At 64.7% G+C, this 26,500-nt stretch carries 20 protein-coding genes; 7 read left to right on the top strand and 13 right to left on the bottom strand.

What is annotated here, in order from left to right; translation table 11 throughout:
* Positions 1-75: 75 nt before the first annotated feature.
* Positions 76-2,586, bottom strand: a complete 2,511-nt coding sequence (locus FBZ93_RS22320) for a glycogen/starch/alpha-glucan phosphorylase (protein ID WP_146988499.1) — start codon at positions 2,584-2,586, stop codon at positions 76-78.
* A 290-nt stretch (positions 2,587-2,876) separates the two neighbouring features.
* On the opposite strand from FBZ93_RS22320, the gene FBZ93_RS22315 reads away from it, so the two are divergent.
* Complete coding sequence (locus FBZ93_RS22315; protein ID WP_146988497.1) at positions 2,877-3,110, top strand: hypothetical protein; 234 nt, start codon at positions 2,877-2,879, stop codon at positions 3,108-3,110.
* A gap of 280 nt (positions 3,111-3,390) precedes the next feature.
* On the opposite strand, the gene FBZ93_RS22310 is transcribed toward FBZ93_RS22315, so the two are convergent.
* Positions 3,391-3,681: a GIY-YIG nuclease family protein gene (locus tag FBZ93_RS22310; RefSeq protein ID WP_146988495.1), complete on the bottom strand. Its 291-nt coding sequence runs from the start codon at positions 3,679-3,681 to the stop codon at positions 3,391-3,393.
* A 185-nt stretch (positions 3,682-3,866) separates the two neighbouring features.
* On the opposite strand from FBZ93_RS22310, the gene FBZ93_RS22305 reads away from it, so the two are divergent.
* On the top strand, positions 3,867-4,298 hold the full coding sequence (locus FBZ93_RS22305) for a hypothetical protein (protein ID WP_146988493.1): 432 nt from the start codon (positions 3,867-3,869) through the stop codon (positions 4,296-4,298).
* A 19-nt stretch (positions 4,299-4,317) separates the two neighbouring features.
* Here FBZ93_RS22305 and FBZ93_RS22300 read toward each other — a convergent pair whose 3' ends face one another.
* Entirely contained in the window at positions 4,318-5,142 is an 825-nt protein-coding gene (locus FBZ93_RS22300) for a DUF2865 domain-containing protein (protein ID WP_246667592.1), read from the bottom strand.
* Positions 5,143-5,425: 283 nt separating this feature from the next.
* Positions 5,426-5,989 (bottom strand): orotate phosphoribosyltransferase, encoded by a 564-nt coding sequence (gene pyrE, locus FBZ93_RS22295; protein WP_057019495.1) that lies wholly within the window; start codon positions 5,987-5,989, stop codon positions 5,426-5,428.
* 225 nt (positions 5,990-6,214) lie between these two features.
* Here pyrE and FBZ93_RS22290 point away from each other — a divergent pair, with 225 nt between their 5' ends.
* Positions 6,215-6,841, top strand: a complete 627-nt coding sequence (locus FBZ93_RS22290; protein WP_146988491.1) for a glutathione S-transferase family protein — start codon at positions 6,215-6,217, stop codon at positions 6,839-6,841.
* Positions 6,842-6,981: 140 nt separating this feature from the next.
* Here FBZ93_RS22290 and FBZ93_RS22285 read toward each other — a convergent pair whose 3' ends face one another.
* From FBZ93_RS22285 to FBZ93_RS22260, 6 genes are all read right to left on the bottom strand, one after another.
* Positions 6,982-7,617 (bottom strand): LysE family translocator, encoded by a 636-nt coding sequence (locus tag FBZ93_RS22285; protein ID WP_146988489.1) that lies wholly within the window; start codon positions 7,615-7,617, stop codon positions 6,982-6,984.
* A 510-nt stretch (positions 7,618-8,127) separates the two neighbouring features.
* Positions 8,128-11,181, bottom strand: a complete 3,054-nt coding sequence (polA, locus tag FBZ93_RS22280; protein ID WP_146988487.1) for a DNA polymerase I — start codon at positions 11,179-11,181, stop codon at positions 8,128-8,130.
* Positions 11,182-11,402: 221 nt separating this feature from the next.
* Positions 11,403-12,140 carry a response regulator gene (locus tag FBZ93_RS22275; RefSeq protein ID WP_021076615.1) on the bottom strand — a complete coding sequence of 246 codons (738 nt, stop codon included), beginning with the start codon at positions 12,138-12,140 and terminating at the stop codon, positions 11,403-11,405.
* Positions 12,137-13,882: an ATP-binding response regulator gene (locus FBZ93_RS22270; protein WP_146988485.1), complete on the bottom strand. Its 1,746-nt coding sequence runs from the start codon at positions 13,880-13,882 to the stop codon at positions 12,137-12,139. The genes FBZ93_RS22275 and FBZ93_RS22270 overlap by 4 nt, the downstream gene beginning before the upstream one ends.
* Positions 13,852-15,918: a sensor histidine kinase gene (locus FBZ93_RS22265; protein ID WP_167529162.1), complete on the bottom strand. Its 2,067-nt coding sequence runs from the start codon at positions 15,916-15,918 to the stop codon at positions 13,852-13,854. Before FBZ93_RS22265 ends, FBZ93_RS22270 begins: the two co-directional genes overlap by 31 nt.
* Before the next feature lie 34 nt (positions 15,919-15,952).
* Positions 15,953-16,942, bottom strand: a complete 990-nt coding sequence (locus FBZ93_RS22260) for a TRAP transporter substrate-binding protein (RefSeq protein WP_146988483.1) — start codon at positions 16,940-16,942, stop codon at positions 15,953-15,955.
* 195 nt (positions 16,943-17,137) lie between these two features.
* Between FBZ93_RS22260 and ugpB the strand changes: the two genes are divergently transcribed.
* On the top strand, positions 17,138-18,469 hold the full coding sequence (ugpB, locus tag FBZ93_RS22255) for a sn-glycerol-3-phosphate ABC transporter substrate-binding protein UgpB (protein ID WP_146988481.1): 1,332 nt from the start codon (positions 17,138-17,140) through the stop codon (positions 18,467-18,469).
* 268 nt (positions 18,470-18,737) lie between these two features.
* Positions 18,738-19,706, top strand: coding sequence for an aminoglycoside phosphotransferase family protein (locus FBZ93_RS22250; protein ID WP_208764040.1), 969 nt, complete (start codon positions 18,738-18,740; stop codon positions 19,704-19,706).
* On the opposite strand, the gene FBZ93_RS22245 is transcribed toward FBZ93_RS22250, so the two are convergent.
* Genes FBZ93_RS22245 through FBZ93_RS22235 form a run of 3 tightly spaced genes read right to left on the bottom strand, consistent with a single transcriptional unit; the run spans position 19,703 to position 22,864 of the window.
* Positions 19,703-20,815, bottom strand: coding sequence for an ABC transporter substrate-binding protein (locus FBZ93_RS22245; RefSeq protein WP_146988479.1), 1,113 nt, complete (start codon positions 20,813-20,815; stop codon positions 19,703-19,705). The two genes, FBZ93_RS22250 and FBZ93_RS22245, sit on opposite strands and share 4 nt — an antisense overlap.
* Positions 20,812-22,200 (bottom strand): sensor histidine kinase, encoded by a 1,389-nt coding sequence (locus FBZ93_RS22240; protein WP_167529161.1) that lies wholly within the window; start codon positions 22,198-22,200, stop codon positions 20,812-20,814. Before FBZ93_RS22240 ends, FBZ93_RS22245 begins: the two co-directional genes overlap by 4 nt.
* The gene (locus tag FBZ93_RS22235; protein WP_146988475.1) at positions 22,175-22,864 is read right to left on the bottom strand and encodes a response regulator transcription factor; all 690 of its coding nucleotides are present in this window, start codon (positions 22,862-22,864) and stop codon (positions 22,175-22,177) included. Before FBZ93_RS22235 ends, FBZ93_RS22240 begins: the two co-directional genes overlap by 26 nt.
* A gap of 410 nt (positions 22,865-23,274) precedes the next feature.
* Here FBZ93_RS22235 and FBZ93_RS22230 point away from each other — a divergent pair, with 410 nt between their 5' ends.
* Positions 23,275-24,798: a porin gene (locus FBZ93_RS22230; protein WP_146988474.1), complete on the top strand. Its 1,524-nt coding sequence runs from the start codon at positions 23,275-23,277 to the stop codon at positions 24,796-24,798.
* 231 nt (positions 24,799-25,029) lie between these two features.
* The gene (locus FBZ93_RS22225; protein ID WP_146988472.1) at positions 25,030-26,418 is read left to right on the top strand and encodes a 2-hydroxycarboxylate transporter family protein; all 1,389 of its coding nucleotides are present in this window, start codon (positions 25,030-25,032) and stop codon (positions 26,416-26,418) included.
* The last annotated feature ends 82 nt before the right edge of the window (positions 26,419-26,500 follow it).

The following is a 26,500-nucleotide window of genomic DNA, read 5'->3' as shown; positions in this document are numbered from 1 at the left end:
TGCTGCAACAGCAGTAGCCCAGCGACCGCGCCGAATTCAATGACGTCGGACGTAATCGATTTCCGCTTCCCGGGATTACCCCTTCGCCTCGCGCTGGTTGCCGAGCTGCGGCGAGGCGCTCGGGTGCACCGGCACGTGCCAGATGTCCTCGGCGTATTCGCGGATGGTGCGGTCGGAGGAGAACCACGCCATGCGCGCCACGTTGAGGATCGAGGCGCGGGTCCAGGCCGGCACCACCTGCCAGCGCGCGTCGATGCTACGCTGCGCGTCGTAGTAGGAATCGAAATCGGCGGAGACCATGTAATGGTCGAGGTAGCGCAGCGCGTGCCCGATCGAGGCGAAGCGCGCGGCATCGCCCGGCGAGAACTCGCCGCTCTCGATGGCGCGGATCGCGCGCTCGAGCCGCGGCGATTTGCGGATCACGTCAGAGGCATCGAGGCCCTGCTTGCGGCGGACCATGACGTCGCCGGCCTCGAGGCCGAAGATCGCGATGTTCTCGGGTCCCACCGCGTCGCGGATCTCGATATTGGCGCCGTCGAGCGTGCCGATCGTCAGCGCGCCGTTCAGCGCGAGCTTCATGTTGCCGGTGCCGGAAGCCTCCATGCCGGCGGTCGAGATCTGCTCGGAGAGATCGGCAGCCGGGATGATCACCTCGGCGAGGCTGACATTGTAGTCGGCGAGGAAGGCGACCTTCAGCCTGCCGCCGAGCGACGCATCATTGTTCACGACCTCGGCGACGTCGTTGATCAGCTTGATGATCAGCTTGGCGTAGCGGTAGCTCGCCGCCGCCTTGCCTGCGAAGATCTTGACCCGCGGCACCCAGTTCGCACCTGGATTGTCCTTCATCGCGTGGTAGAGCGCGATGGTCTCCAGGATGTTGAGCAGCTGCCGCTTGTATTCGTGGATGCGCTTGATCTGCACGTCGAACAGCGCCGACGGGTCGAGCTTGATGTGGTTGCGTTCGTTGACCAGCCGGGCCAGCGCCAGCTTGTTGTGATGCTTGACGTCACGGAAGCGCTTCTGGAATTCGAGGTCGCTCGAATGGGCCTCGAGCCGCTCGAGCAGCGAGAAGTCGTCGAGCACGGCCTCGCCGCAGGTCTCGCGCAGCAGCGCGGTCAGCCGCGGATTGGCCAGCATCAGCCAGCGGCGGAAGGTGATGCCGTTGGTCTTGTTGGTGATGCGCTGGGGATAGAGGTGGTGGAGATCGTGGAACACGGTCTCCTTCATCAAATCGGAATGCATCGCCGAGACGCCGTTGATGCGGTGCGAGCCGACGAAGGCGAGCTGGCCCATGCGCACGCGGCGGCCGCTGCGCTCGTCGATCAGCGAGACCGAGGCGCGGTATTCGATGTCGCCGGGAAAGCGCTCCTCGGCGAGCGCGAGATGCGCCACGTTGATGCGGTAGATGATCTCGAGATGCCGCGGCAAGAGCCGCTCGAACAATTCGACCGGCCAGGTCTCGAGCGCCTCCGGCAGCAGCGTGTGATTGGTGTAGGACAGCGTCGCGACCGTGATCTTCCAGGCCTCGTCCCAGCGGAAATTGTGCAGGTCGACCAGGATGCGCATCAGCTCGGTGACGGCGAGGCTCGGATGGGTGTCGTTGAGCTGCACCGCCGCCTTCTGCGCGAGGTTGCGCAGGCCACCGTCAGAGGCGAGATGCCGGTTCACCAGATCCTGCAGCGAGGCCGAGACGAAGAAATATTCCTGGCGCAGCCGCAGCTCGCGGCCCGCCGCGCTCTCGTCGTTCGGATAGAGGAATTTGCAGATCGCCTCGGCGCGCGCCTGCTCGGCGCTGGCCGAGACGTAGTCGCCGGTGTTGAAGACGTCGAGCTTGAGCGGATCGGGCGCATGCGCCGACCACAGCCGAAGCGCGTTGACGTGCTGGCCGCGCCAGCCGACGATCGGCGTGTCGTAGGCCATCGCCTCGACGGTTTCCGCCGGATGCCAGGTGGCGCGGTCGCGGCCGCGCTCGTCGACATGCTCGACATGGCCGCCGAAGTGGACGTTGTAGACCACCTCCGGCCGCTGGAATTCCCAGGGGTTGCCGAAGGCGAGCCACTCGTCGGGATATTCCTGCTGCCAGCCCTGGTTCATGATCTGGCGGAACAGGCCGAAATCGTAGCGGATGCCGTAGCCGGTCGCCGGGATCGCCAGCGTCGCCATGCTCTCCATGAAGCAGGCCGCGAGCCGCCCGAGGCCGCCATTGCCGAGCGCCGCATCCGGCTCGCATTTGCGCAGGTCGGAGAGATCGACGCCGAGGTCGCCGAGCGCGGCCTCGAACAGCGGCAATAGCCCCATATTGTTCAGCGCGTCGGTGAACAGCCGGCCGATCAAGAATTCCAGCGAGAGATAATAGACGCGCTTGGCGCCGGCGTCGTAGGTCTGCTTCTCGGCGGTCAGCCAGTGGTGCACGATGCGGTCGCGCAGCGCCAGCGCCGCGGCCTTGTACCAGTCGCGCCTGGTCGCAACGGTGGCGTCCTTGCCGATCGCCAGCCGCAGCTTGGCCAGGATCGCGCCCTTGATCTCGGTCAGCGCCAGTTCGTCGATCGGCTGGTTCAATGCCGGGTAGTTTGTCTGTTCCTGCAACGCCCAATCCCTGCCTTCAGACCGATCATGATGCGATTACATGCATCATGAACTCTCCTGTTTGAGCCGGTTCCCTCGGAAATCCCGCGGTCCGCGGTTCCCGATCATGCTCGATCGCAATGATACGCGTGTTGCTCGGCAATCGAAACCGCCCGACGGGGCCGTACACAGCGCTGCCGGTATTTTATGCAAGGACCGGGCCGCTCCGGGAACCCTTCAGGGCCGCTGTCAGCGGTGCTACGATCGGCGGTGCGGGCCGGGTTTTACGACAATTTGGCGGAGGATGCGTGATGAGGCTTTTGATCGAGATCGCGGCCGCGGCGTTGCTCGTGGTGTGCATCACGGCGACCAGCGCAGCCTATGCGGCGGGCAAACCGGGCCGCAGCGCCGACGCCCTGACGTGCGGCTTCAGCGTGGCGCAGAACGCATCGCCGGCCGCGCGCTGCGCCGCCATCAAGCGGCAATGCGGCGGCAAGTTCTATGCGAACGCCTGCGGCGACAGACTGCTGTCGGCGGCGAATTGACGGCCGCGCAGCGCGTTTTCTCGCGAATCGGGAACACCGTGGTGATACGGATTCCCAGAACTTAAGAAGTTCTTTACAACCACACCTGTCGCCCGTGGGGCGGGCACATTTTTTAGCTCCGACGCATTTCATTCCGAAGCAATTTTCAACGGGCCGCTGACCTAGTCAGCGGCCCGAATTGCTTTTGGCGCGCGCGCTTCGCAACCGCTCTTTCATGAGGCGAAAGCAGTCACCGCAAATTCGTCGCCCCGGCGAAGGCCGGGGCCCATAACCACAGCCGTCAGGGAAGATGGGACAGGTCGTTCCACTCCGGATTGTCTTGCTCGATGAGGCGAATCTTCCAGTCGCGGCGCCATTCCTTTAGCGCTTTTTCCCGGGCGATCGCCTCCTGAGGTGATGCGTAGACCTCTACATAAACCAGTCGCGTGACGCCGTACTTCTTGACGAATTGTGAGCCGCGTCCAGCGCGATGGAGCGTAAGCCGATTGCGAAGGTCGTTGGTGACGCCGATGTAGAGTGTCCCATGGCGGCGGCTCGCGAGGATGTAGACGTAGTAGACTGCGGCATCCATTCGGGGCACCGGTCACGTGTGATGTCCGATAGCGGTGGTTATGGGCCCCGGCCTTCGCCGGGGCGACGTTCTATTGATGGCATCAGAACGAATTAAGAACACTTTAGCAAGTCTTTGATATATCATTATGATTCGGCGCTGTGCCGATACAATATCTAGGGTCCCCCAGCCTCCGCGAGGACTACATGTCCACCATCGCCTTCGATCAGTTCGCCCTCACCCGCATCGCGGATTTCGCCCGCTCGCTGTCGCGGCTGCACCTGGCTTCGCGGCGTCAGTCGATCGACGACGACCAGCTCGACCGCGAGTTCAACGCGGTCTGCATGTCGATCTGGGGCTACACCACGGATGATTTCAGCGACGATCTGTTTTCGCTCGAGGATCACGCCTGGCTCGACTCGCTCGACGAGGCGCATGCGCGCATGTTCGCCGCCGAGCAGGGTTACGACCTGGTCGACGACCACGGCATGCTGACGGATTGGTGGGGCTATTGCTGGATGATCCTCGCCGAGAAGCGCGGCATCCTCAATCCGGAGAACCGCGCCGCCGCACGCGCCGCGATCGAGGAGAAATACCTGGCGGCGCCGAACGTGATCGGCGTGATCGTGGCGCGGTGATCGGCGCAGCTCGAAGGCGTCAGTTCGCCTCGGCCCGCTTGGCGGGCTTTGCCGCGTTGCCCTTCGGCACGACGGACGACGGCGCCGGCGGCGCGACATCGCTTCTGGTCTCCGGCAACGGCGCATCGCCGGCGAGCTCGGCGCTGACGGGCGCGACCTTCATTTCGCCGAGCCGCGCGCGGACCTGCGCGGTCAATCCGGGATAGGAGGCGACCGGCGTGAAGTCGAACGACTGCTCGTTGCCGACGCGGACGCCGGTATAGGCGACCAGGCCATCGGTGGTCGCGATCACGTCGCCGGCCTTCAGCGAGGCATCGAGCGCAAGGTCGACCGGCGCGAGGCCTGCCGGGTCGCGGCCGTTGCAGGTGCAGTCGGCGCGCAGCGCCTTGCGATAGGCGAAGGCGTTCTCACTGTCGGCGTAGCGCTCGCCCGTGGTCGATGCGGAGCTGTCGATATGGCTGCCGTAATAGACCTTGGTCGCACTCGCCGGACAGAAGGCCTGGCAGAGCTGGGCCGGCGTCGCGTTGCCGCGCATCGTCAGCGGGAAATACTTGCCGTCGCAGGTGCGCACGCAATAGGCCGGCCCGGAACCGGCCACGCGCGGTGCCGAGGCGGGAGCGGATGTCTGGCGTTCCGGCTGCTGGTTGAGGCCGAACGGATCGGCGAAGAAATTGGCTTGCGGCGGGGCCTGCCGGCCCTGCTGCTTCTGGGCACCACCGAAGAAGAAGTCGAAAAGCCCTTCGGCCGAGACGGGAGCGGGCACGACCAGGACGGAACCCGCAAAGGCTGCGGCGGCAAGTATCACACGGCGCCGCACGCGCCGATCACTCAACTCTGTACGCAACGCCAACTCCACCCGACGCGCCGCGGCGGCAAGGTGCCCGGCGGATTCACCTTAAGGTGGGATGGTAAACGAGCGATTGATTGAGCGTGACGGCGTCACAAGAAGAAAGCGGGGTTGCGCGAGTCTTGCTTACCTCGCCCCGCTTGCGGGGAGAGGTCGGATCGCATCGCGAGATGCGATCCGGGTGAGGGGGTACAGGTCTCACCGCCTTCACGGCTCGTGGAGACAGCCCCTCACCCCAACCCTCTCCCCGTAAGAACGGGGCGAGGGAGACGAAAGACCATCAGTCCTTCAGGAACTCGCCGGCCTTGTAGAGCGCGCGGAATTGCAATCCGGCTTCGGCGAACGTCTCCGTCGCGCCTTCCTCGCGGTCGACCATGGTGAAGACCAGCGCGATCTCGCCGCCGGCCTCGCGCACCGCTTCCACCGCCTTCAGCGCCGAGCCGCCGGTCGTGGTGACGTCCTCGACGATCACGATGCGCTTGCCCGCGAGGCTCTCGCCTTTGGCGAGCCCTTCGACTGAAAGCTTCGCGCCGTGCTCCTTCGGCTTCTTGCGCACAAAGAAGGCGGCGATCGGGTGGCCCTTCAGCCAGGACAGCTGCGCGATGGCGCCCGCGAGCGGCACCGCGCCCATCTCGAGCCCGCCGACGAAATCGAGCTTGTCGTCCTTCAGCGCCTCATAGGTCAGCTCGGCAAGCAGCGCCGCGCCCTCGGGATCGAGCATCGTCGGCTTCAGGTTGAAATAGAAGTCGCTCTTGCGACCCGACGCCAAGGTGATCTCGCCGCGGCCGAACGAGCGCTTGCGGATGATCTCGGCGAGGCGGGCGCGGGAGGCTGATTTGGACAAAGACTTTTTCCCTTGAGGGTTTGAGGCGGGCGGCAATCTATCCACGCTGACCGGCAGATTCCAGCGCCGATATGCGCGCGTCAACAGCGCTCAAGCCGCGATTTGCGCGGGCGAGCTTTCCGGAAAGCGCGGTTGTGCGGCCGTCTCGATCCCCGTAAGCAGGCCCAAACGCTCGGCCAAACACTCGGCTAAACATTTGGCCAAACACTTGCGAGGGAAGCGGAAATGACCATCGAGCTGCACACCTGGAACACGCCGAATGGCCGCAAGATCTCGGTGGCGCTGGAGGAAATGGGGCTGCCCTACAAGGTGATCCCGGTGAATATCGGCAAGGGCGAGCAGATGGCGCCCGCCTTCCTCGCGATCAGCCCGAACAACAAGATCCCGGCGATCGTCGATCCCGATGGTCCCGGCGGCAAGCCGGTCAGCATCTTCGAGTCCGGCGCGATCCTGCTCTATCTCGGCGAGAAGACCGGCAAGTTCCTGCCGAAGCCGCTGGCCGAGCGGATCCCGGTCTATGAGTGGCTGATGTGGCAGATGGGCGGTTTCGGACCGATGCCGGGCCAGGTGCATCATTTCATCGCGCTGGAGAACGAGCAGGATCGCGCCTACGGCCTGAAGCGCTACATGGCCGAGACGCGGCGGCTCTACGGCGTGCTGGACCGCCGGCTCGATGGCCGCGACTACGTCGCCGGCGATCTCTCGGTCGCCGATTTCGCTATCCTCGGCTGGGCCTGGCGCCATCCGCGCCACAAGGTCGACCTGGCCGACTTCCCCAACGTCAAGCGCTGGTACGAGACGTTGATGGCCCGCCCCGCGACGAAGCGGGGGATGGAGGCGAAGCTGGATTGATCTCACCCTCTCCCCTTGTGGGAGAGGGTGCCCGAGTGAAACGAGGGCGGGTGAGGGGTTCTCTCCGCGGATGCAGACCCCTCATCCGTCGCGGACTGCGTCCGCGCCACCTTCTCCCACAAGGGGAGAAGGAAGATTGATCACGCCCGCCGCGCCTCGAGCGCCATCTTCATCGCAAGCCCGGCGAGCACGGTGCCCATCAGCCAGCGCTGCACCAAAAGCCAGGTCGGGCGGGTGCCGAGGAACACTGCGATCGAGCCGGCGGCGAGCGCGATCATCGCGTTGACGCTGACGCTGATCACGATCTGGATCGAGCCGAGCGCGAGCGACTGCGTCAGCACGCTGCCGCCGGCGGGGTCGATGAACTGCGGCAGCAGCGCGAGATAAAGCATCGCGATCTTCGGGTTCAGCAGATTGGTGAGGAAGCCCATTGCGAACAATTTGTGCGGGCCGTCGACCTTGAGCGCCTTGACCTGGAACGGCGAGCGGCCGCCGGGCCTCACGGCCTGCCACGCCAGCCACAGCAGATAGGCGGCACCGGCGAAGCGCAGTGCGTCATAGGCGTAGGGAATTGCGAACAGCAGCGCGGTGATGCCGAACGCCGCGCACAGCATGTAGAACACGAAGCCGAGCGCGACACCGCCGAGCGAGACGATGCCGGCCGCCGGCCCCTGCGTGATCGAGCGCGAGATCAGGTACATCATGTTCGGTCCCGGCGTCAGCACCATGCCGAGGCAGACGAGCGCAAAGCCGAGCAGGGCGGATGTATGGGGCATGATGGGTCTCGCGAGGGGATACACGCACTTCTAGCGTGTCATCCTCCGCGCGGCCATGCTGGAATTGCTCTCGGAGCAATGTGGCGCGGAGGTGGTGGCGTGAGAGTTTCGGCCAGAACGGCTGATCGCACACGGCAAGTAAGGTGAGCACATCGGTCAGGCTCCCTCTCCCCTTGCGGGAGAGGGTGGGGAGAGGGGTGGCCCCGGGCGAGATGATTAATGGACACGCGGCCCGTGCAATATCAAACCGCGCGTCATTCAAGCTCATGTTGAGAGAGCGCGTCGTGTGACACCCCTCTCCCCACCCTCCCCCAACGCAAGTCGGGCCTGCCCGACTTGCGCAGATTTACGATGCGCAACCGGGGTAGACCCCGGTTGCGTGGGGGAGGGAGCCCGTCTACCGGTGCTCATCTGACGTAGAGTGAAGCCGCATATGCGGCGATGGCGTTACTTCGTCAAAGAGCCTCAGCCACCATTCGGGAGCCCCGCTCTTGCGCGGCGAGGTGGAGTCTAATGCGCCTCGTCCCAATTGTTCGCCGCGCGGGCGTCGACCTGCAGCGGCAGCGACAGGATCACGGCCGGGAACGGCGCGTCCTGCATCACCTTCTGCACCACCGGCAGCGTCGCCGCGACTTCGTCGTCGGGCACCTCGAAGATCAGCTCGTCATGCACCTGCAAGAGCATCTGCGCCGAGAGCTTCTTCTCGGCGAGCGCATCCTCGACCCGGATCATGGCGCGGCGGATGATGTCGGCGGCGGTGCCCTGCAGACGCGCGTTGATCGCGGCGCGCTCGTTGAACGCGCGCACCGAGGCGTTCGACGCCTTGATGTCCGGGTAGTAACACTTGCGCCCGAACAGCGTTGTCACATAGCCGTTGCGGCGGCAGAAATCCTTGGTCTCGTCCATGTAGGCGCGGATGCCGGGGAAGCGCTCGAAATATTTCTTGATGTAGGCCGAAGCCTCCTCGCGCGCGATGCCGAGCTGGTTGGCAAGGCCGAACGCCGAGATGCCGTAGATGATGCCGAAATTGATCGCCTTGGCACGTCGGCGCACCTCGCTCGGCATGTCCTTGATCGGCACGCCGAACATCTCGGAGGCGGTCATGGCGTGAATGTCGAGCCCGTCGCGGAATGCCTGACGCAGCACCGGCACGTCGGCGATCTCGGCGAGCAGCCGCAGTTCGATCTGCGAGTAGTCGGCCGACACAAGTTTGTGGCCCGGCGTCGCGATGAAGGCGCGGCGGATCTTGCGGCCGTCCTCGGTACGGACCGGGATGTTCTGCAAGTTCGGCTCGTTCGACGACAGCCGGCCCGTGGTGGTCGCGGCCAGCGCGTAGGTGGTGTGGACGCGATGGGTCTGCGGGTTGACGTAGGTCGGCAGCGCATCGGTGTAGGTCGATTTCAGCTTCGAGACCTGGCGCCACTCCAAAATCTTCTTCGGGAATTCGTGGCCCTGCTCGGCGAGATCGTCGAGCACCTGCGCGGTGGTCGACCATGCGCCGGTCTTGGTCTTGCTGCCGCCGGGCAATCCCATCTTGCCGAAGATGATGTCGCCGATCTGCTTCGGGCTGCCGACATTGACCGGCTCGCCCGCGATCTCCTGGATCTCGGCCTCGACGCGCGCTGCGGTCTCTGCGAAGTCGCCCGACAGGCGTGAGAGCACCTGGCGATCGATCGAGATGCCGCGGCGCTCCATCCGCGCCAACACCGAGACCAGCGGCCGCTCCAGCGTCTCGTAGACCGTCGTCATCCGCTCGGCGACGAGGCGCGGCTTCAGCACGCGCCACAGGCGCAGGATCACGTCGGCGCTTTCGGCCGCGTATTCGGTGGCCTTGTCGATCGTCACTTGGTCGAAGGTCAGCTTGCCCTTGCCGCTGCCGACGAGGCCGCCGTAATTGACGACCGCGTGTCCGAACCAGCGCTCGGCGAGCTGTTCCAGCGCATGCGAGCCGCGGCCGGCATCGAGCGCGTAGGACATCAGCTGCGCATCGTCGATGTTGCGCAGCGTGATGCCGTGCTGCGCCAGCGTCACCGAGGTGAATTTGACGTTGAAGCCGACCTTCTGGATACCCGCCGACTCCAGCAGCGGCTTCAGCGCCTTCAGCGCATCGGCGGTCTTGATCTGGCCGGGCGCGAAGCCGGTATCGAACAGGCCCGCGCCGCTGCCGGCTTCCCGGTGGCCGAGCGGTACATAGCAGGCCTCGTTGGGCGCCACGGCGAGTGCCAGTCCCGACAACTCGGCCTGCATCGGGTCGATCGATTCCGACATCGCCTCGATCGCGAGATAGCCGGTGTCGTGCGCGCGCGCGATCAGGGCATTGAGCGGATCGAGATTGCCGATCGGCTGGTATGCTTTGCGGTCGAAGCCGATCTTGCGGATTGCCTCGCCGCGGGCCTCGGCCAGCATGGCCGGAGTCCCCTTCCGGTTGGAATTCTTGTCGTCGCGCGCGCCGGTCGGCTTGGCCTTCGCAGGTGGTGCCGCGCCGGCTGTCGGTGCATCTCCCGGCGCCGGCGTCACATCCGACGGCGGCAGCGGCGAGAACACGCTGGCGCCGCTCTTGTTGCCGGGATCGGCGTCGACATTGGCGGGATCGATCTGCGCGTAGTCGGCGACGCGGCGGGTGAGGGTGGTGAACTCCATCGCCTTGAGAAAGGCGATCAGCCGGCGCGAGTCCGGCTCGTGCACGGCGAGGTCGTCGAGCGGCACCTCGAGATCGACCTTGTCGTCGAGCAGCACCAGCTGGCGCGAGATCCGCGCCTTCTCGGCGTTCTCGAGCAGCGCCTCGCGCCGCTTCGGCTGCTTGATCTCGGTGGCGCGGAATAGCAGCTGATCGAGATCGCCATACTCGATGATCAGCTGGGCCGCGGTTTTGATGCCGATGCCGGGCACGCCGGGCACGTTGTCGGTGGAATCGCCGGCCAGCGCCTGCACTTCGACGACCTTCTCCGGCGGCACGCCGAATTTCTCGATCACCTCCGGGATGCCGATGCGGCGATCCTTCATCGTGTCGTACATCACGACCTTGTCGGTGACGAGCTGCATCAGGTCCTTGTCTGACGACACGATGGTGGTGCTCGCGCCGCGCTCGTTGGCCTGCCGCGCATAGGTCGCGATCAGATCATCGGCCTCGAATCCCGCCTGCTCGAGGCAGGGCAGGTCGAAGGCGCGCACCGCCTCGCGGATCAGCGCGAATTGCGGGATCAGGTCGTCGGGCGCCGGCGGCCGGTGCGCCTTGTAATCGGGATAGAGCTTGTTGCGGAACGTGATCTCGGACTTGTCGAACACGATCGCCAGATGGGTCGGCCGGTTGTCCTCCGGCATGTCGCGCAGCAGCTTCCACAGCATGTTGCAGAAGCCGAGCACGGCGTTGACCTGCAGCCCGTCGGACTTGCGGTTGAGCGGCGGCAGCGCGTGATAGGCGCGGAAGATGTAGGACGAACCATCGACCAGAAAGACGTGGTCGCCCTTGGCCGCAGCCTTGCTCGCAACCGGCTTGGCGGCGACGGGCTTGGGGGCGGTGTTCGGAGCGGGCTTGGCGGGGTCTTTGGAGGCTGTTTTCGGCATGGCCGAAACTTAGGGATTTTTGCGCGGATTGACAGCCTTTGTGTCGTTGAATCCGCCCGCGCCACACAACCAAATCGTCGTCCCGGCGAAGGCCGGGACCCATAACCACAGCCGTTCGCTAATGGGCTCGCTGTGGCCCCATCGTCGTCTCACCACTGGCAGTCGGGGTAATGGGTCCCGGGCCTTCGCCGGGACGACGATCAACTCAGGACGGCGCCGAGCTAAGCCTTATCCCCGGTCGGCGAGAATAGATAGCCGCCGCCGCGGATGGTCCGGATCACCGACGGCTTGGTCGGATCGAATTCGATCTTGCGGCGGATGCGCATGATGCGGAGGTCGACGGCGCGGTCGAACGCCTCGGCGTCGCGGGCGTTGGCCAGTTCCAAGAGCCGCTCGCGCGACAGCACGCGCTTCGGGTTGGCCGCGAACACCTTGAGCAGGCCGAATTCGGAGGCGGTCAGCGGGTGCTCATTGCCCTCGTCGTCGCGCAGCGCCTGGGCCTCGAGATCGAGCCATTTGGTGCCGAACCGCACCAGCTGCTCCTTTTCCGCCTTGGCGCTCGCCGGTTCCGGCGCGGCTGATTTCGCCGGCCCGCTCCGCCGCAGCACCGAGCGGATCCGCGCCATCAGCTCGCGCAATTCGCAGGGCTTTGCCACGTAATCGTCGGCGCCAATCTCGAGCCCGACCACGCGGTCGATCGGGCTGGCAGTAGCTGTCAGCATGATGACGGGGACGTTGATCTTGCTTTTGAGGTCGCGAATGATCGACAGCCCGTCTTCCTCGGGCATGTTGAGGTCCAGCACCACGAGATCGGGCGTGCTGCTCTCGATCTCCTTGCGCAGGCTCTTGCCGCCATCGCACAGCGTCACGCCGAAGCCGTGCATCTTGAGGTAATCGCCGACCATCTCGCGGGCCGGCGCCTCGTCGTCGACGATGAAGATATGCGGGTTCTGGTTCATGTCTCTGTCGCCGGCAGTGTAACCGTAAAGGTCGACCCCTGTCCGGGGCCCGGGCTCTGTGCGGCCACATGGCCGCCATGCATGTCGATGATACGCTTGACGATGGAAAGGCCGAGGCCGGTCGAGCTTTCGCCCGCGGTCGGCTTGGCCGACAGCCGCTGGAACCGGCCGAATAGCCGGCCGAGATCCTCCGGGCTGAGGCCGGGGCCCTGGTCGGCGATCCGGATCACCGTGTCGTCGCCCTCGTGGCTGACCGTGACCGTGATCTTGCCGCCGATCGGCGAATATTTGATGGCGTTGCTGACCAGATTGTCGATCGCCTCGCGGATCCGGTCGGCGTCGCACATCGTGACGAAGTGCTGCGGCCCCGAGACCGAGATGCTCTGCTGCTTGTTGACGGCCGAGGGCAGATTGGCCTCGGTGACCTCGTTGACGAGGGCCGCGACGTCGACCGGCTCGCGGCGGATGGTGATGTCGAAGGCGTCCGCCATCGCATCGGAGATCAGGTGATCGACCATCGAGGTCAGCCGCTTGGTGGCGTCCCTGATGTGCTCGACCTGCGAGGTGACGTTTTCCTTCGGCGAGCCGGCGCCGATCAGTTCGGTCAGCATCTCGGTGCGGCCGAGGATCACGCCGAGCGGATTCTTCAGGTCGTGGGCAACGGTGCCGAGGATCTCGTTCTTGAAGCCGTTGGCGCGCTGCAGCCTCAGCCATTGCGCCGACAGCCGCCGGTTGGCCTGCGACAGCGCGCGGGTGCGCTGCGCGACGCGGTCCTCGAGCTGGGTGTTGGCCTCGTGCAGCTGCTGGTACAGGATCACGTTGTCGAACGCGATCGACAGCCGGCTCGAGAAGATCTCGACCAGCGCACGATCTGTGTCGGACAGCTGGCGCTCGGCCTGCAACAGCACCACGACCTCGCGGCCAGAGCCGGTGCGCGAATAGAGCACGCTGCGGTGGTCGGCGAACTCGTTCTTGCGGCGCTGGAACGCTTCCTCGACCATGTGCCGCAGGTCGGCGTCGAGCGCCTTCGACGAGGTGGTGCCGATGAAGCGGCTGTAGCAGCCCGAGCAGGCCAGCACCGAAAAATCGCATGCGGCCGCATTGCCGTCGTCGCGCAGCACCAGGATCCCCGCGCAATCGACATTGAGCAGCGAGGCGAGTTGGGTCAGCACGCCCTCGGCCAGCCGCTGCATCGACTTGAAGTCGTACAGCGTCGAGGCGGCGTCGATGATGATCTCGAGCCCGCGCCTGGTCTGCACCATGCGCTCGAGCTGCTGGTAGCTGCGCAGCGCCGCGGTCAGCGAGGTGAACAGCTTGTCTGCGGTGAGCTCGGTCTTCGCCTTGTAGTCGTTGATGTCGTACTGCACGATGACGCGCCGCTCCGGCGCCTGGCCGGGCTGGCCGGTGCGCAGGATGATGCGGACGGTCTCGTTCTTGATCTCGTTGCGGATGTATTCGACGAGCTCGAGGCCGGCGACGTCGGTCTCCATGATGACGTCGAGCAGCACGGCCGCGATGTCGGGATTGTCCCGCATCAGCGTGCGGCCTTCGGCCGCAGAGTAGGCCGACAGGATCTCCAGCGTCGCGCCGTTCAGGTTGTAGTCGCTCAGTGCAAAACGGGTGCCCTCATGGACGGCGTGATCGTCGTCGATCACGGCGATCTTCCATTTGCGGGCCGACGAGTCCTCCGGGGGGCTCTCGGTATCGTCGATCAGTTGGAGGACATCGTCCTGTTCGGCCATTGACTGCTTCCGTCGGCTGCTGCGTCAGTGATCGTGGGCTCGCCCTTGGCAGCCCCCTTGGCGATCCTGGGCATGATAATGCGAAAAGTGGTGCCTTGTCCTACCCTTGACTCCAGCATCATGCGTCCGCCGAGCTGCTGGGTGACGAGGTTATAGACGATATGGAGGCCGAGGCCCGTACCACCTTCGTTGCGGCGCGTCGTAAAGAACGGGTCGAACGCCTGTCGCTGCACGTCCGGCGTCATGCCAGCCCCGTCGTCTGCGAAGATGATCTCGACATCGTCAGCGCCGCGCCCGCGCGCCGAGATCGTGATGTTGCCGGAGCGGCCGTCGGCAAAGGCATGATTGACGGCGTTGAGGAAAAGATTGGTTAAGATCTGGCCATAGGCGCCCGGATAGCCGTCGATCAAGAGCCCGTCGGGCACGTCGACGGACAGCGCGATCGCCGCCTTCTTCAGCACCGGCCGCAGGCTCGCCACGATCTGGTCGGTGGATTCGCTTAAAGAGAACTGGCGGCGCTCGGCATGCGAGCGATCGACGGCGACCTGCTTGAACGACTGGATCAGCTCGCCGGCGCGCTGCAGATTCGAGACCAGTTGCTGCGATGCGTCACGCGAGGCGCGCACGAAGTCGTCGAGCCTGGAGCGGCGCAGCGGCTCGGTCTTCAGATCGTTCTCGAACATCTCGCTGCGGCGGGCAAAGCTCGAGGCGACCGTCAGGCTGATGCCGATCGGATTGTTGACCTCGTGGGCGACGCCGGCAACGAGGCCGCCGAGCGCGGCGAGGCGCTCGGCATCGATCAGGTTCTGCTGCGCGGTGTTGAGCTCGAGCAGCGCGCTCTCGGCCTTCTCCTTGGCGGTGCGCAGCTCGTCCTCGGTCTTGCGCTTGGCGATCGCATTCTCGCGGAACACCTCGACGGCGCGCGCCATCGCGCCGACCTCGTCCTTGGCCGACGTGCCCTGCACCGGCCGGTCGAGGTCGCCCGAGGTGATGGTGCGCATCGCCGCCATGATCTGCGCCAGCGGCAGCCGGATCGACAATGCGATCATCACGCCGGCGGATATGATGACGCCGAGGAAGATCACCGCGATCGACAGCACCCGGCGCGAGATCGACGTCAGCGTCTTGTCGAACGTCTCCTGCGCCTTCTGCTCGCGCTGGCGCATCTTCACCGAGAGATCGTCGATCGCGCCGATCGCGTCGGCCTGGCTGGCGTCGATCGAGTTGCGAAGCAAATCGGTGCGGTTGGTGAGCTGCTCGCTGAGCTTGCCGAGGCCGTCGCGCAGCTCGGCGGTCTTGACCTTGAGCCGCGCCAGCGCCATGCGCTGCAGATCGTTCTCGGCCAGATCGGTCATGACGGGGATCGTCTTCTCGATCGTATCGATGTTGCGGCGGGCTTCCTCGGCCGACGAGGAGGCCAGCGAGAGGTAGTAGGCGTTGGCGGCGACCAGCAGCGAGGTGAACGCCTCGCGCGACTTGCCGAGCGCCGGCCAGATCAGCGCGTCGCGATGGCCGGTGGCGCCCTCGATGATCGAATACAGCCCGGCCATGTCCCTGGTCGGTGACAGCACCTGCTCGTCATAGGTCTTGGAGATCTTGGTCTGCACCGTGCGCAATTCGCCGAAGCCGTCGAGGAAGCGGCTGGTGGCGCGTTCGAGCTGCTCGACCGAGCCGGACAGCATCGGGTCGGTCGAGGCGCGGTTGGTCAGCGTGCCGAGCACGGCCTCGCGCAGCAGCAGGATTTCCGCGAACAGGTCCGGGCTCGGCTGGTTGATGTAGCGATGGATCAGGTTCTGCAGCCGGCTGGTCTCGCTTTCCAGCTTGGCCAGGATCTTGTCGGATTCCCGCACCTGGCGGACATCGTCCCAGGCCGAGCCGAGCACCTTCGAGCCGTTCCAGATCAGCACCGCGAGCACGATCACGACTGCGGAATTGAGCAGCGCGATCGACAGGATGCGCCAGCGGATCGGCACCGCACGCAGCAACTGGACGATGCGGAAGCGGCCCTGCGGCCCGAGGACCGCCGGCCGTCGCATCGTCCCGTCCTGTTGGGGTGCGTCCAAGATCCGGTCACTCCACGTTGCGGATGCGTTCGATCAGCGCTGCGATCGCCGGATCGCGCTCGGCCTTGGCATAGATGCCGGCCATCGCCGCCTCGAACGGCTTGCGGTCGAAGTCGGTGACGACCTGGACGCCCGCGAGCTCCGCCTGCTTGCGCGAGCGCTCCTCGAGCTCCTGCCACTTCTCGCGCATGTAAAGGCTGGAGCGCTGCGCGGCGTCGCGGAAGATGATCTGCTCATCGGGCGAGAGGCTGGCCCAGGCCTTGCGCGACATCACCAGCACTTCGGGGCTCACGGTGTGTTGGGTCAAGGTGTAATAGCCGGCATATTTGTAGTGGCCGGTGGTGACGAAGGACGGCCAGTTGTTCTCGGCACCGTCGATCAGCCGGTTGGCAAGCCCGGTCAGCACCTGGCCGTAGGCCATCTGGACCGGCTGGGCGCCGAGCGCGCGGACCATATCCGACATCTGTTCGGATTGCTGCACGCGCAGCCGCAACCCCTTGAGGTCGTCGAGCGAACGCACCGGGCGCACGCTGTTGTAGATCGAGCGGCCGCCGGAATCGTAGAAGGTGAGCCCGACGAAGCCGTGGGCCTCGAGACTATTGAGGATCTCGTTGCCGATCGGCCCGTCCAGCACATGCTGCAGGTGCTCATGCGATCGAAACAGGAACGGCATCGCCAGCACGTTCACGGACGGCACCATGGTCCCGATCAGCGCGACATTGGTCCGGTTCAGATCGATGGCACCGGCCCGGGTCTGCTCCAGCGTCTCCTTTTCCTCACCGAGCTGGCGGGAATGGAAGACCACGATGCGGTGCAGGCCACCGGTGCGTTCGGCGATCAGGCGGTCCATGTAATTCAGCGCCTGGACGGTCGGATAGTCTTCATTCTGGGTGTCGGCGGTGCGGAACTCGCGCGCAAAAGCACTCGCCGAAACCGCTGTCCATAACAGCGCGACGGCAAGCGTTATTGTCCGCGAAAGGCCGGCGCGGCGATACACAGGCTACAATTCCCCTTGTGATTTGTGTCCAGGGCGGGAGCAAAAGGTTCAACGCTTTCTAGCAGAATGGCGATGGTTCGCCCATCGGCCAAACGTTAATTTGGCGCTGCAACCAGCGGTGTCGATTGAATCTGCGGTTGTAGCGCCTTATGACGGCGTGTTGGCATTCGGGAACGAATCGTCGTGAAGTCCGCCATGAAGCTTGCCTTGAAGCTCGCCTTGAAGTTCCTGCATCTCGTCGTCGTGACCCTTCTGCTGGTGGCACCAGCGCAGGCGGCGACCGATATCATGTGGTGGCACGCGATGTCGGGCGAGCTCGGCAAGCAGCTCGAGAAGCTCGCCGCCGACTTCAACGCCTCGCAATCCGACTACCGGATCGTGCCCGCCTACAAGGGCAACTACACCGAGACCGTGACCGCGGCGATCTTCGCCTTCCGCTCGCGCAGCCAGCCGGCGATCGTTCAGGTCAACGAGATTGCCACCGCAACCATGATGGCGGCGCGCGGCGCGATCTATCCGGTGTTCGAGCTGATGCGCGATCAATCGGAGGCGTTTGCGCCATCGGCCTATCTGCCCGCGGTGGCCGGCTACTACGCCGATGTCGACGGCAACATGCTGTCGTTCCCGTTCAACGCCTCGACCCCGATCCTCTACTACAACAAGGATATGTTCCGCTCCGCCGGGCTCGACCCGAGCGAATCTCCGAAGACCTGGCCGGAGCTCGGCGTCGTCGCCAAGCGGCTGCGCGCTGCCGGTGCGATGTGCGGCGTGACCACGTCATGGCCGTCCTGGATCAATGTCGAGAACTTCTCCGCCTTCCACAATTTGCCGATCGCGACCAAGGCCAACGGCTTTTCCGGGCTCGACGCGCAGCTGATCTTCAACAACCCCTTGGTGATCCGCCACATCGCGCAGCTCGCGCAATGGCAGGCCGACAAGACCTTCGATTATAGCGGCCGCGGCCAGGCGGCCGAGCCGCGCTTCCAGAAGGGCGAGTGCGGCGTCTTCATCGGCTCGTCGGGCACCCGCGCCGACATCAAGGCCAATTCGAAGTTCGAGGTCGGCTACGGCATGATGCCGTACGATCCCGACGTGCAGGGCGCACCGCAGAACTCGATCATCGGCGGCGCCACGCTGTGGGTGCTGCGCGACCGGCCGCGCGCCGAATATGCCGGGGTGGCGAAATTCTTCGCCTATCTGTCGCGGCCCGAGGTGCAGGCCGCCTGGCATCAGAACACCGGCTACCTGCCGATCACCCGCGCCGCATTCGATCTCAGCCGCACGCAGGGGTTCTACGACCGCAATCCCGGCGCCTCGATCTCGATCGAGGAAGTCACGCTGAAGCCGCCGACCGACAATTCGAAGGGCATCCGGCTCGGCTCGTTCGTCCTGATCCGCGACGTGATCGAGGAGGAGCTCGAGCAGGTGTTCGCCGGCAAGCGCTCGGCGCAGGCCGCGATGGACAACGCCGTCGAGCGCGGCAACCGCCTCTTGCGCCAGTTCGAGCGCGCCAATCCGGACCGGTGATGGGCAAACATCCTCCCCAGATGACGGAGAAGCAGTCGAGCAGCCTGGATGGGTGTATGACCCAGTGACTGTGCAACAGATTCGGTGCCGTCCCTGCGAAAGCAGGGACCCATAACCACCGAAGCTCATAGCTGCGTACCGCTGGGACGACGAGTCTCTCTCATAACATCCGCCGCGGAGTATGGGTCCCTGCTTTCGCAGGGACGACAGTTGAACAAGCCTTTGCGCGGGGATGACGAGATAGATTGGGCTACGAGATTCCTTTGAAATGATATCCCTTCCACCCCTCTCCACCTACGACACCTACCGCGCCTGGCGCGGCGACACGTCGCGCTGGCTGCCGGTCGTGCGCGAGATTGCCGATGGCCACGGGCTATCCTGGGGCACGCCGCATGTGTTCTCGACCGGCACCAATCTCGTCGTCGGGCTCGACGGCGGCGTGATCCTGAAGCTGTTCCCGCCATTCCTGCGTTCGCAATTCGTGTCCGAGCGCGGCGCGCTCGCGCAGTTGCGCGGACGGCTCGGCATTCCGATTCCCGATCTTATCGCGGAGGGCGAGCGCGACGGCTGGCCCTATCTCGTCATCACCCGCCTGTCTGGCACTGTCGGCTCGGAGGTCTGGCCATCACTGCCGGAGGCCGAGCGGGAGCGCGTGCTCGGCGAGATCGGCGCCGTGATCGCCGAGGTGCAGCGCGTGCCGCCCGGCGGTCTGCTGGCGCTCGAGCCGCGCTGGGAGGCCTTCATGCGCACCCAGATCGCGCAGTGCCGGGCGCGGCATGAACGGCTCGGCCTGCCGGCGAAATTCCTCACCTCGCTCGATGATCTCCTGCGCGACGCCACTGAATTGATCCCGATGCACGCGCCGCCGGTGATCCTGACCGGCGAGTACATCCCGGAGAATTTCCTGCTGGCGCGCCGCCCCGACGGCTGGCATGTCGCAGGCCTGTTCGACTTCGGCGACGTCCGCACCGGATGGGGCGAGTACGATCTGCTCGGCCCCAGCGCCTTCATGGCCGTCGGGCATCCCCGCCTTGTGCGCAGCCTGTTCGACGGCTTCGGCATCCCGCGCAGTGAGGTGAATTTCACGCTGAAGCGGCGGCTGATGGCGCTGATGATGCTGCACTCCGCCAGCGATCCGCTGCGGCACATCTGCATCGCGGGCTGGCCGGACCGGGTCGATGATTTCGTGCAGTTGCAGGAATTGATCTGGCCGCAGAGTCCAGCCCTGGCGAGTTAGGGCGATACAATTTGGCGCCAGGTCCTTACGAACTGCTCGCGCTTGACGAGATCGAGATAGGCAAGTGCAGGAAGGCCGAGCGTCGGGAAATTGAGCAGGCCGGGCTTTTCGGCGACATACCGCGTCTTCAACTGCTCGCGATCGGTACCCACTCCGGCGATCGATAGTCCAAAGCCCTCCGCGACGACAGCCTGGCCAGCCTCGGAGAGCACATAGTCCACGAAGGTTCGGGCCAGCGCGGGATGTTGCGCCCGCCGCGGGATGACGATGGTCCGGGACACGACCGTCACATAGTCTTCAGGCAGCACGATGCCGAGGTTTGGATGCCGTTGCACCTGCCGGAGCGCATAGGAGCCGAGGACGTCATATGCAATCAGCGTGTCACCGCGGCCAAGCGAGTCGAGCATGTCCTGCGTGCAGCAGAAGAGCTTCGCCTTCGCAACGCCAAGTGCATGGGCGAGACGCCAGAAATTCGCGGACAGCGTCGACTCGGTCGTCGCGAACAGATAGCCGACGCCGCTGACTCCGATGTCGTAGGTCGCGATCTTGCGGCGGAATCTCTCCGGCGATCGTTCCAAAAGCCGGATCAGGTCCTGATGCGACTTCGGGACCTCGTTGCCATCCAGCACATCCTTGTTGTAGACGATGACCGCCGGCTCCACGGTGAAGCCAAAGATCTCGTCGCGCCAGACCGCCCAGCTGGGCAGGCCGCGCTTGGCAATCGCAGCTGGTTGTACATGGCCGTCATTGGCCAGCTTGACCTGCAGGTCCATCGCCGAACTGATCAGGAGGTCCGCGGCGGACTTGTCGTTCGGCAGGCCGGCGGCCTCCTGATAAAGCGGCAATGTTTCGTAGAGGCGGTACTGAACCTCGATATCCGGGTGCTCCTTCTGGAACCCTTCGATGACGGGGGCCATGGCGGCGATATCTGCCGTTCCGTGAATGAGCAGCGAAGCGGCAGCGCTCGCCGGCGCGGCGAAGCTCTTCAACTCGTTGGTGGATTTTGACTGGTCTGCGCGGCAATCGAGGCTGCCGAGCAGCAGTGCCGCACCGAGGGCCACCAATAGCGCCAGCCGCCGAGCTTGCAGCCCTGAATGGCGCGGGGTCATGGTGACCTCGGCAGCGTCACGCGCGCCACGAGACCGCCGCCTGGGCGATCGAGCAAGGCAAGATTGCCACCAGCGGAGACGGCCGCGTTCTTGGCAATGTTCAGGCCAAGCCCGCTGCCAGCCACATGATCTTGCTCCGAGCCCCGCTGGAAGCGCTCCAGCACACGGGACTTGTCCTTGTCGGGAATGCCCGGCCCGCGGTCGGCCACGTCGAATTCGATGGTCGAACCATCGACCGACGTGCGCAGATCGACGTCGATCGTGCCGTCGGGCGCGTATTTCAACGCGTTGTCCAGAAGGTTGTCGATCAACTCGCGCAGCGCGAAGGGGGCCCCGCTAACCGGAAAGTCGTCGTGCGCGGTCGACAGATCGGCCAACCGGCAGCGCTGAACGTTCTCGGTCGGCAGGCGTTCCACCGCCTCCAGATAGAGCTCGAGAAAATCGCAACGCGGGTTGCCGGACGTTTCGATGTGATGGGCAATCGCGGCATCTGCCAGCAATTGGTTGACGATCCGCGTGGCGTCGACCGCGTTGGCCAGGATTCGGCCGGCGTAGCTTCGCAGCAGCCCCGGGTCGGGTTCGGTCGCCGCGACCTCCGCGAGGGCGCGAATTGAGGCCAGCCGCGTCCGCATGTCATGCGTCGTGTCGACGGCAATGCCGCGCAACGTATTGAGCACGCCGTCAAGCCGTTGCATGAAGCCGTTGAGGCTGGAGACGAGCGATGTGACCTCTTTGGGGACCGGCGTCCGAATCGAGGTCAGGTCGCCGGGCGCGCGCTCGGTCAGCTCGGCCTCCAGCGCCACCAGCGGCGCCCACGCCCGGTTGAGGCCCTTCGAAATGAGCAGGCAAATGACCAGCCCGGCGAGCATCATCGGCGCGAGCGAATTCTTGAGGATGTCGGAGGCAAGCTGCGAGCGGGCTTCCCGCGTCTCGGCGACGCTGACATTGACCCAGCCGGATTTCTCGCCGAAGTCGATATAGCGCCAGACCGTGCCGATCCGGACCTGTGCGCCCGAATAGACGGCGTCGGAAAAAGCGGGCGATCGGTCAAGCTCGTTCGCCTTTGCGGCGTCGGGCAGATCGGCATACCCGGTGATCAGGGAATGATCGGGCGCGCGGACCGCATAGAAGGCTCGCGTCTCGCGTGCCGCGCCGAGAATCTCCAGCGAGGCCAGCGGCAGTTCGACGGTGAGATTCCCGTCGTCGACCCGGATACTGTCGGCGATCGAGAAGGCCGATGCGGCCAGGACGCGATCAAATGCCGTGTCGGCGGCGTTGAGGGAGAAATTGCGGACATAGAGGAACAGGCCGACGCCGAGGATCGCCAGCAGCGAAATGGCGCCGAGCAGGATGTCGCGCTTAATTGAGGTCTGCGGCCGCTGCATCGTCGGTCTTTGCCACATAGCCGACGCCCCACACCGTTTCGATGCGAAGCCTCGATGCCTTCAGTCGCCGCCGGATGCGCGAGATGTACAACTCGAGCGCATTCGGGTTTACGGCGTTTTCGTAACCGAACAGCTGATCGATCAGGCGCTCTCGCGGCACGACCTGACCCGGCGCCAGGACCAGAAGCTCCAGCAGGCGGAATTCGCGCCGTGTCAGCTCGATGCGCGCGCCGGCCGCGGTGATCGATTGTGCCGCAATATCGATGGCGATGTCGGCGATCTCGATCCTGCTGGTCGAAACGCCGCTGTGCCGTCGCACCACGGCCCGCATTCTTGCTTCCAGCTCGCGCAGGTCGAATGGCTTGACGAGATAGTCGTCGGCTCCGATGTCGAGCACGTTGATCTTGTCGCCGATATCGCCCCGGGCGGTGATCACAAGGACTGGCGTGCGAATCCGCCGGCTACGCAACAGCGTCAGCAGATCCGAACCGCTCATGCCGGGCAGCATCAGATCGAGAATGATCAGATCGAAGGGATCTTCCTGAATGCGGCGGGACGCGTCTCCGCCATCAGTCAACCATTCGACCGCGTGCCCCTGGCCACGCAGGCGCGCGGCGATCGCAGCTCCCAGATCGGCGGTGTCCTCGATCAGAAGCGCACGCATGACATCTTGCGCACGTGACGCACCCCTCAAAGACGGCAGGTTCCGTCTTCATAGTCGGCGCGACAGAACCTCGCTGTTCGCAGCCGATCGTTCCCTCTAGGTCGGGCGCCATTGCGTTGGCGCGCATTCTTCACCTTTTGCTCAACTAAATCAGCTGCAGCGATCCGGTCAAGCATTGTTCATGACCCACCGGGTTCCAGATCGCGCGTCGACGTCCGGCCGGAAGTCGACTTTCACGCAACTGCGAGGTGATCGCGCCGCCGCGGCCGTCGCGTCGCAAGGTGTGCTGATCCTGCAACGGCCTTCATCGATTGGCGGCCTGGCATGCGCCGGCGCGGCGATGACAGGGTTCTGACAGCTATCGCCGCCAATTTCCCCGAGCGAACCAAAATTCTCTCAAGGGGGGTGATATGAAGCAGGACGTGCAATTCCAGCAGCCGTGTGCCGAGGCTGTGGCGCGCAGCCGCGCGCGCGGCAGGCCCGGCGTCGCGAGCAGATATTTCTGGGCGGGCGCTTCACTTGTGGCGATTGCAATGCTGACCTCGGCGCCGGCGAAGGCCGCCGATGACGTGAGTGAGTTGAAGGCCGAGATCAGGGCGCTGAGCAAGCGCCTGACCGAAATCGAAGAGCAGAAGAAGAAGGTCAAGAAGCTCGACGACCGGGTCCAGAAGGTCGAGCGCGCGCAGGAGGCACGCGCCGAGGCTCCGCCTCCCGGCCCGATGCCGGCCAAGGCCGGACCGTGGGAAAGCCTCAAGACCGGGAGGCCCGTCCACATCGTCGAAACCGATAATACGGACGTTTTGCTCTACGGCCTCATCGAGCCATCGCTTTTTTACCAGACCAATACCGACACCGCCGGACGCTCCAAGGTGGGTCTGAACGTATCCTGGTTCAGCGGCAATCGGTGGGGTCTCTACGTCACCCAGAAGGTCTTCCCCGAATACGGCTTCAACCTGCTGGCGCGGATGGAAAGCGAGTTCGAGCTGCCCAGCGGCAACATGGATACGCCCGGCGTGCTCTTCAACCGCGACGCCTGGGTCGGTTTCGAGAGCCCGACGCTCGGCAAGTTCAGCGTCGGTCGCCAGAACACGCTGCCGCGGGACGTCGCCAACATCTGGGGTGACCCTTACGGGGCCTCGGCGCTCAATACGGGTGAAGGCGGCTTCACCAACAACAACAACTTCAAGCAGCTCATCTTCTATACCGGCGGCGGCAACGGCGCGAACGGTCAGGGCGATACCCGCTACGATCAGGGCTTTGTCTGGAAGAAGGTGTTCGACAACGGGCTCTATCTCGGCGCAGCCTACAATTTCGGTGACGGCAACGGCCCCGGTGGCCCGAATGGCAGTGGCCCGATCCCGGGCGCGGGCGTCGACAAGGGAAGCACCGAGGCGGTCGCTGTCGGCTACAATGCCGGCCAATTCCACGTGTCGTCCTTCTACACCCAAGCCAACGTGCTGGAAATTCCGACGATTGGCTCGGGCAATATCGGGCACAGCCATCAGTCTTACGGTATCGGCGGCAATTGGGACGGCGGGCTGCTTCGCCTCAACACCGGCTATATGCACTACACCGCAGACCAGGGAACCCTTCTCGGCACGCGGTCCGATGACGTCGTGACGGTGTCGGGAAAGATCACGCCTTCCAAGTTCTATGATTTCGAACTCGGCTGGCAGGACTTCTTTGCCCACAACGCGGCGATCAACGCCGCAGGCTACACCATTACGCCGTTCCAGGACGCCACTGGAGGCGTGGCGACCGGGACCGGCACGCGCATGACCACCTACGCATCGTTCATGTACCACCCGATTCCGAACGTCGACGTCTATGTCGCCGGCGACCACTTGCAGACCACCGGTGGGTACAGCGCGAGCCAGGCGCATCTGCATAACACCGCCAACGAGGTTTCCACCGGCGTTCGCTACAAGTGGTAGCGGATTGCAGCTTTGGCTCCGCGCCTCGCGCCGAGCCCTGACGCCGGAGAGATGCCCCTCGCGCGGCGTCGGGCCATCCCATTCCCCTGCCGAACGGCTCACGGCAGGGGAATCGGGGACTATCCAAGATCAAGGGAATTTCGGTGCGCTGCCCTGCGCCGCGGCCGAACAATCGCGTTCGAAAACGCGCCGGCGATTCCGGTCGCCGGTTGAAATCAACGGGAGAGCGTAATGTTGGACAAATCCCAATCCGGGACCGCGGTCTGGAACGAGCGCACGGCGACCGATGTCACGGTCGAGGCGCCTACGCCTGCGCCGTTCTGGCCGACCGGCTGGTGGCGCGTGATGGACTACAAGATCGGAATCATCTCGCTTCCGATCTTTGCCATCCTGGTCGGCCTGCTCGCTATCCTGACGATGGAAGGCCAGATCAAGCCGGACGCGCCGACCATGATCGCAGTGCTGGTGCTCGGCGGGTTTTCCTGCGCGGAACTAGGCAAGCGGCTGCCGGTTCTGCGCAACGTTGGCGCCGCTGCCATCTTCGCAACCTTCATTCCGTCCGCGCTGGTCTATTACAAACTGCTTCCCGGCCCGATCGAGAAATCGATCGTCGAATTCACCAAGTTCACCAACTTCCTCTACATCTACATCGCCGCGATCATCGTCGGCAGCATCCTTGGCATGGACCGCAACGTCCTCATCAAGGGCTTCCTCAAGATTTTCGTGCCGCTTGGCGTCGGCTCGATCGCTGCCGGCGCGGTCGGAACGCTGGTCGGCATGCTGCTTGGGCTCGGCGCCTACAAGACCTTCTTCTTCATTGTCGTGCCGATCATGGCCGGCGGCGTCGGCGAGGGCGCGATCCCATTGTCGATCGGATATTCGGCCATCCTCGGCCAACCGCAGGGGGATTTCTTCGCGATGGTGCTGCCGCCGGTCATGCTCGGAAGCCTGACGGCGATCCTGTTCAGCGGCATGCTGAACTACGTCGGCAAGAAATATCCGCACCTCACGGGAGAGGGGCGGCTGCAGCCGGGCGGTGCCGACGTGCTGGAATCCGCTTCGACTGACGCGCACGACAGGGTGTCCACGATCGATATCCCCGCGATCGCCGGCGCGGGGCTGACCGCGATCGTGCTCTACCTGCTCGGCGTCATGCTCAACCATCTGATCGGCTTGCCCGCGCCGGTCGCAATGCTGTTTCTTGCCGTCGCCGCCAAGCTGTCGAGCGCAGTGTCGCCCCGGCTGCAGTCGGGCGGCTTGATCGTGTTTCGGTTTGTCCAGATCGGGATGACCTATCCGCTGCTGTTCGCAATCGGTGTGGCGATGACACCATGGGCCAAGCTGATGTCTGCCTTCACAGTACCAAATCTGATCACGATCGTTGCCACCGTGTTCACGCTGATGGCCACTGGAGCGTTGGTCGGGCGCCTGATGGGCATGTATCCGATCGAGACCGCCATCGTGAACGCCTGCCATTCGGGGCAGGGTGGTACCGGTGACGTCGCGATCCTGACCGCAGCCGACCGGATGCAGCTGATGCCATTCGCGCAGATCGCAACGCGCATCGGCGGCGCCATCACGGTCACCGCCGTGCTGGTGCTGTTGCGGTGGACCATCTGACCGGCTCGAACGATTGAGTCCAACCGAAGGGTGATGCATACAATTTGAGCAGACGATCGTTCTTTGTATGCAATTCGGCGCG

This window comes from Bradyrhizobium macuxiense, from assembly GCF_007993935.1.
Taxonomy (GTDB): Bacteria; Pseudomonadota; Alphaproteobacteria; order Rhizobiales; family Xanthobacteraceae; genus Bradyrhizobium; species Bradyrhizobium macuxiense_A.
Note: the sequence above shows the minus strand (reverse complement) of the source record. Positions and strands in the feature narration are given on the sequence as shown.

What these genes read in the sequence shown, in the direction of transcription:
- FBZ93_RS22315 (WP_146988497.1), top strand. Translation starts at nt 2,877, where the DNA reads ATGAGGCTTTTGATCGAGATCGCGGCCGCGGCGTTGCTCGTGGTGTGC.
- FBZ93_RS22310 (WP_146988495.1), bottom strand. Translation starts at nt 3,681, where the DNA reads ATGGATGCCGCAGTCTACTACGTCTACATCCTCGCGAGCCGCCGCCAT.
- FBZ93_RS22305 (WP_146988493.1), top strand. Translation starts at nt 3,867, where the DNA reads ATGTCCACCATCGCCTTCGATCAGTTCGCCCTCACCCGCATCGCGGAT.
- FBZ93_RS22290 (WP_146988491.1), top strand. Translation starts at nt 6,215, where the DNA reads ATGACCATCGAGCTGCACACCTGGAACACGCCGAATGGCCGCAAGATC.
- FBZ93_RS22285 (WP_146988489.1), bottom strand. Translation starts at nt 7,617, where the DNA reads ATGCCCCATACATCCGCCCTGCTCGGCTTTGCGCTCGTCTGCCTCGGC.
- polA (WP_146988487.1), bottom strand. Translation starts at nt 11,181, where the DNA reads ATGCCGAAAACAGCCTCCAAAGACCCCGCCAAGCCCGCTCCGAACACC.
- FBZ93_RS22275 (WP_021076615.1), bottom strand. Translation starts at nt 12,140, where the DNA reads ATGAACCAGAACCCGCATATCTTCATCGTCGACGACGAGGCGCCGGCC.
- FBZ93_RS22270 (WP_146988485.1), bottom strand. Translation starts at nt 13,882, where the DNA reads ATGGCCGAACAGGACGATGTCCTCCAACTGATCGACGATACCGAGAGC.
- FBZ93_RS22265 (WP_167529162.1), bottom strand. Translation starts at nt 15,918, where the DNA reads ATGCGACGGCCGGCGGTCCTCGGGCCGCAGGGCCGCTTCCGCATCGTC.
- ugpB (WP_146988481.1), top strand. Translation starts at nt 17,138, where the DNA reads ATGAAGCTTGCCTTGAAGCTCGCCTTGAAGTTCCTGCATCTCGTCGTC.
- FBZ93_RS22250 (WP_208764040.1), top strand. Translation starts at nt 18,738, where the DNA reads ATGATATCCCTTCCACCCCTCTCCACCTACGACACCTACCGCGCCTGG.
- FBZ93_RS22245 (WP_146988479.1), bottom strand. Translation starts at nt 20,815, where the DNA reads ATGACCCCGCGCCATTCAGGGCTGCAAGCTCGGCGGCTGGCGCTATTG.
- FBZ93_RS22240 (WP_167529161.1), bottom strand. Translation starts at nt 22,200, where the DNA reads ATGCAGCGGCCGCAGACCTCAATTAAGCGCGACATCCTGCTCGGCGCC.
- FBZ93_RS22235 (WP_146988475.1), bottom strand. Translation starts at nt 22,864, where the DNA reads ATGCGTGCGCTTCTGATCGAGGACACCGCCGATCTGGGAGCTGCGATC.
- FBZ93_RS22230 (WP_146988474.1), top strand. Translation starts at nt 23,275, where the DNA reads ATGAAGCAGGACGTGCAATTCCAGCAGCCGTGTGCCGAGGCTGTGGCG.
- FBZ93_RS22225 (WP_146988472.1), top strand. Translation starts at nt 25,030, where the DNA reads ATGTTGGACAAATCCCAATCCGGGACCGCGGTCTGGAACGAGCGCACG.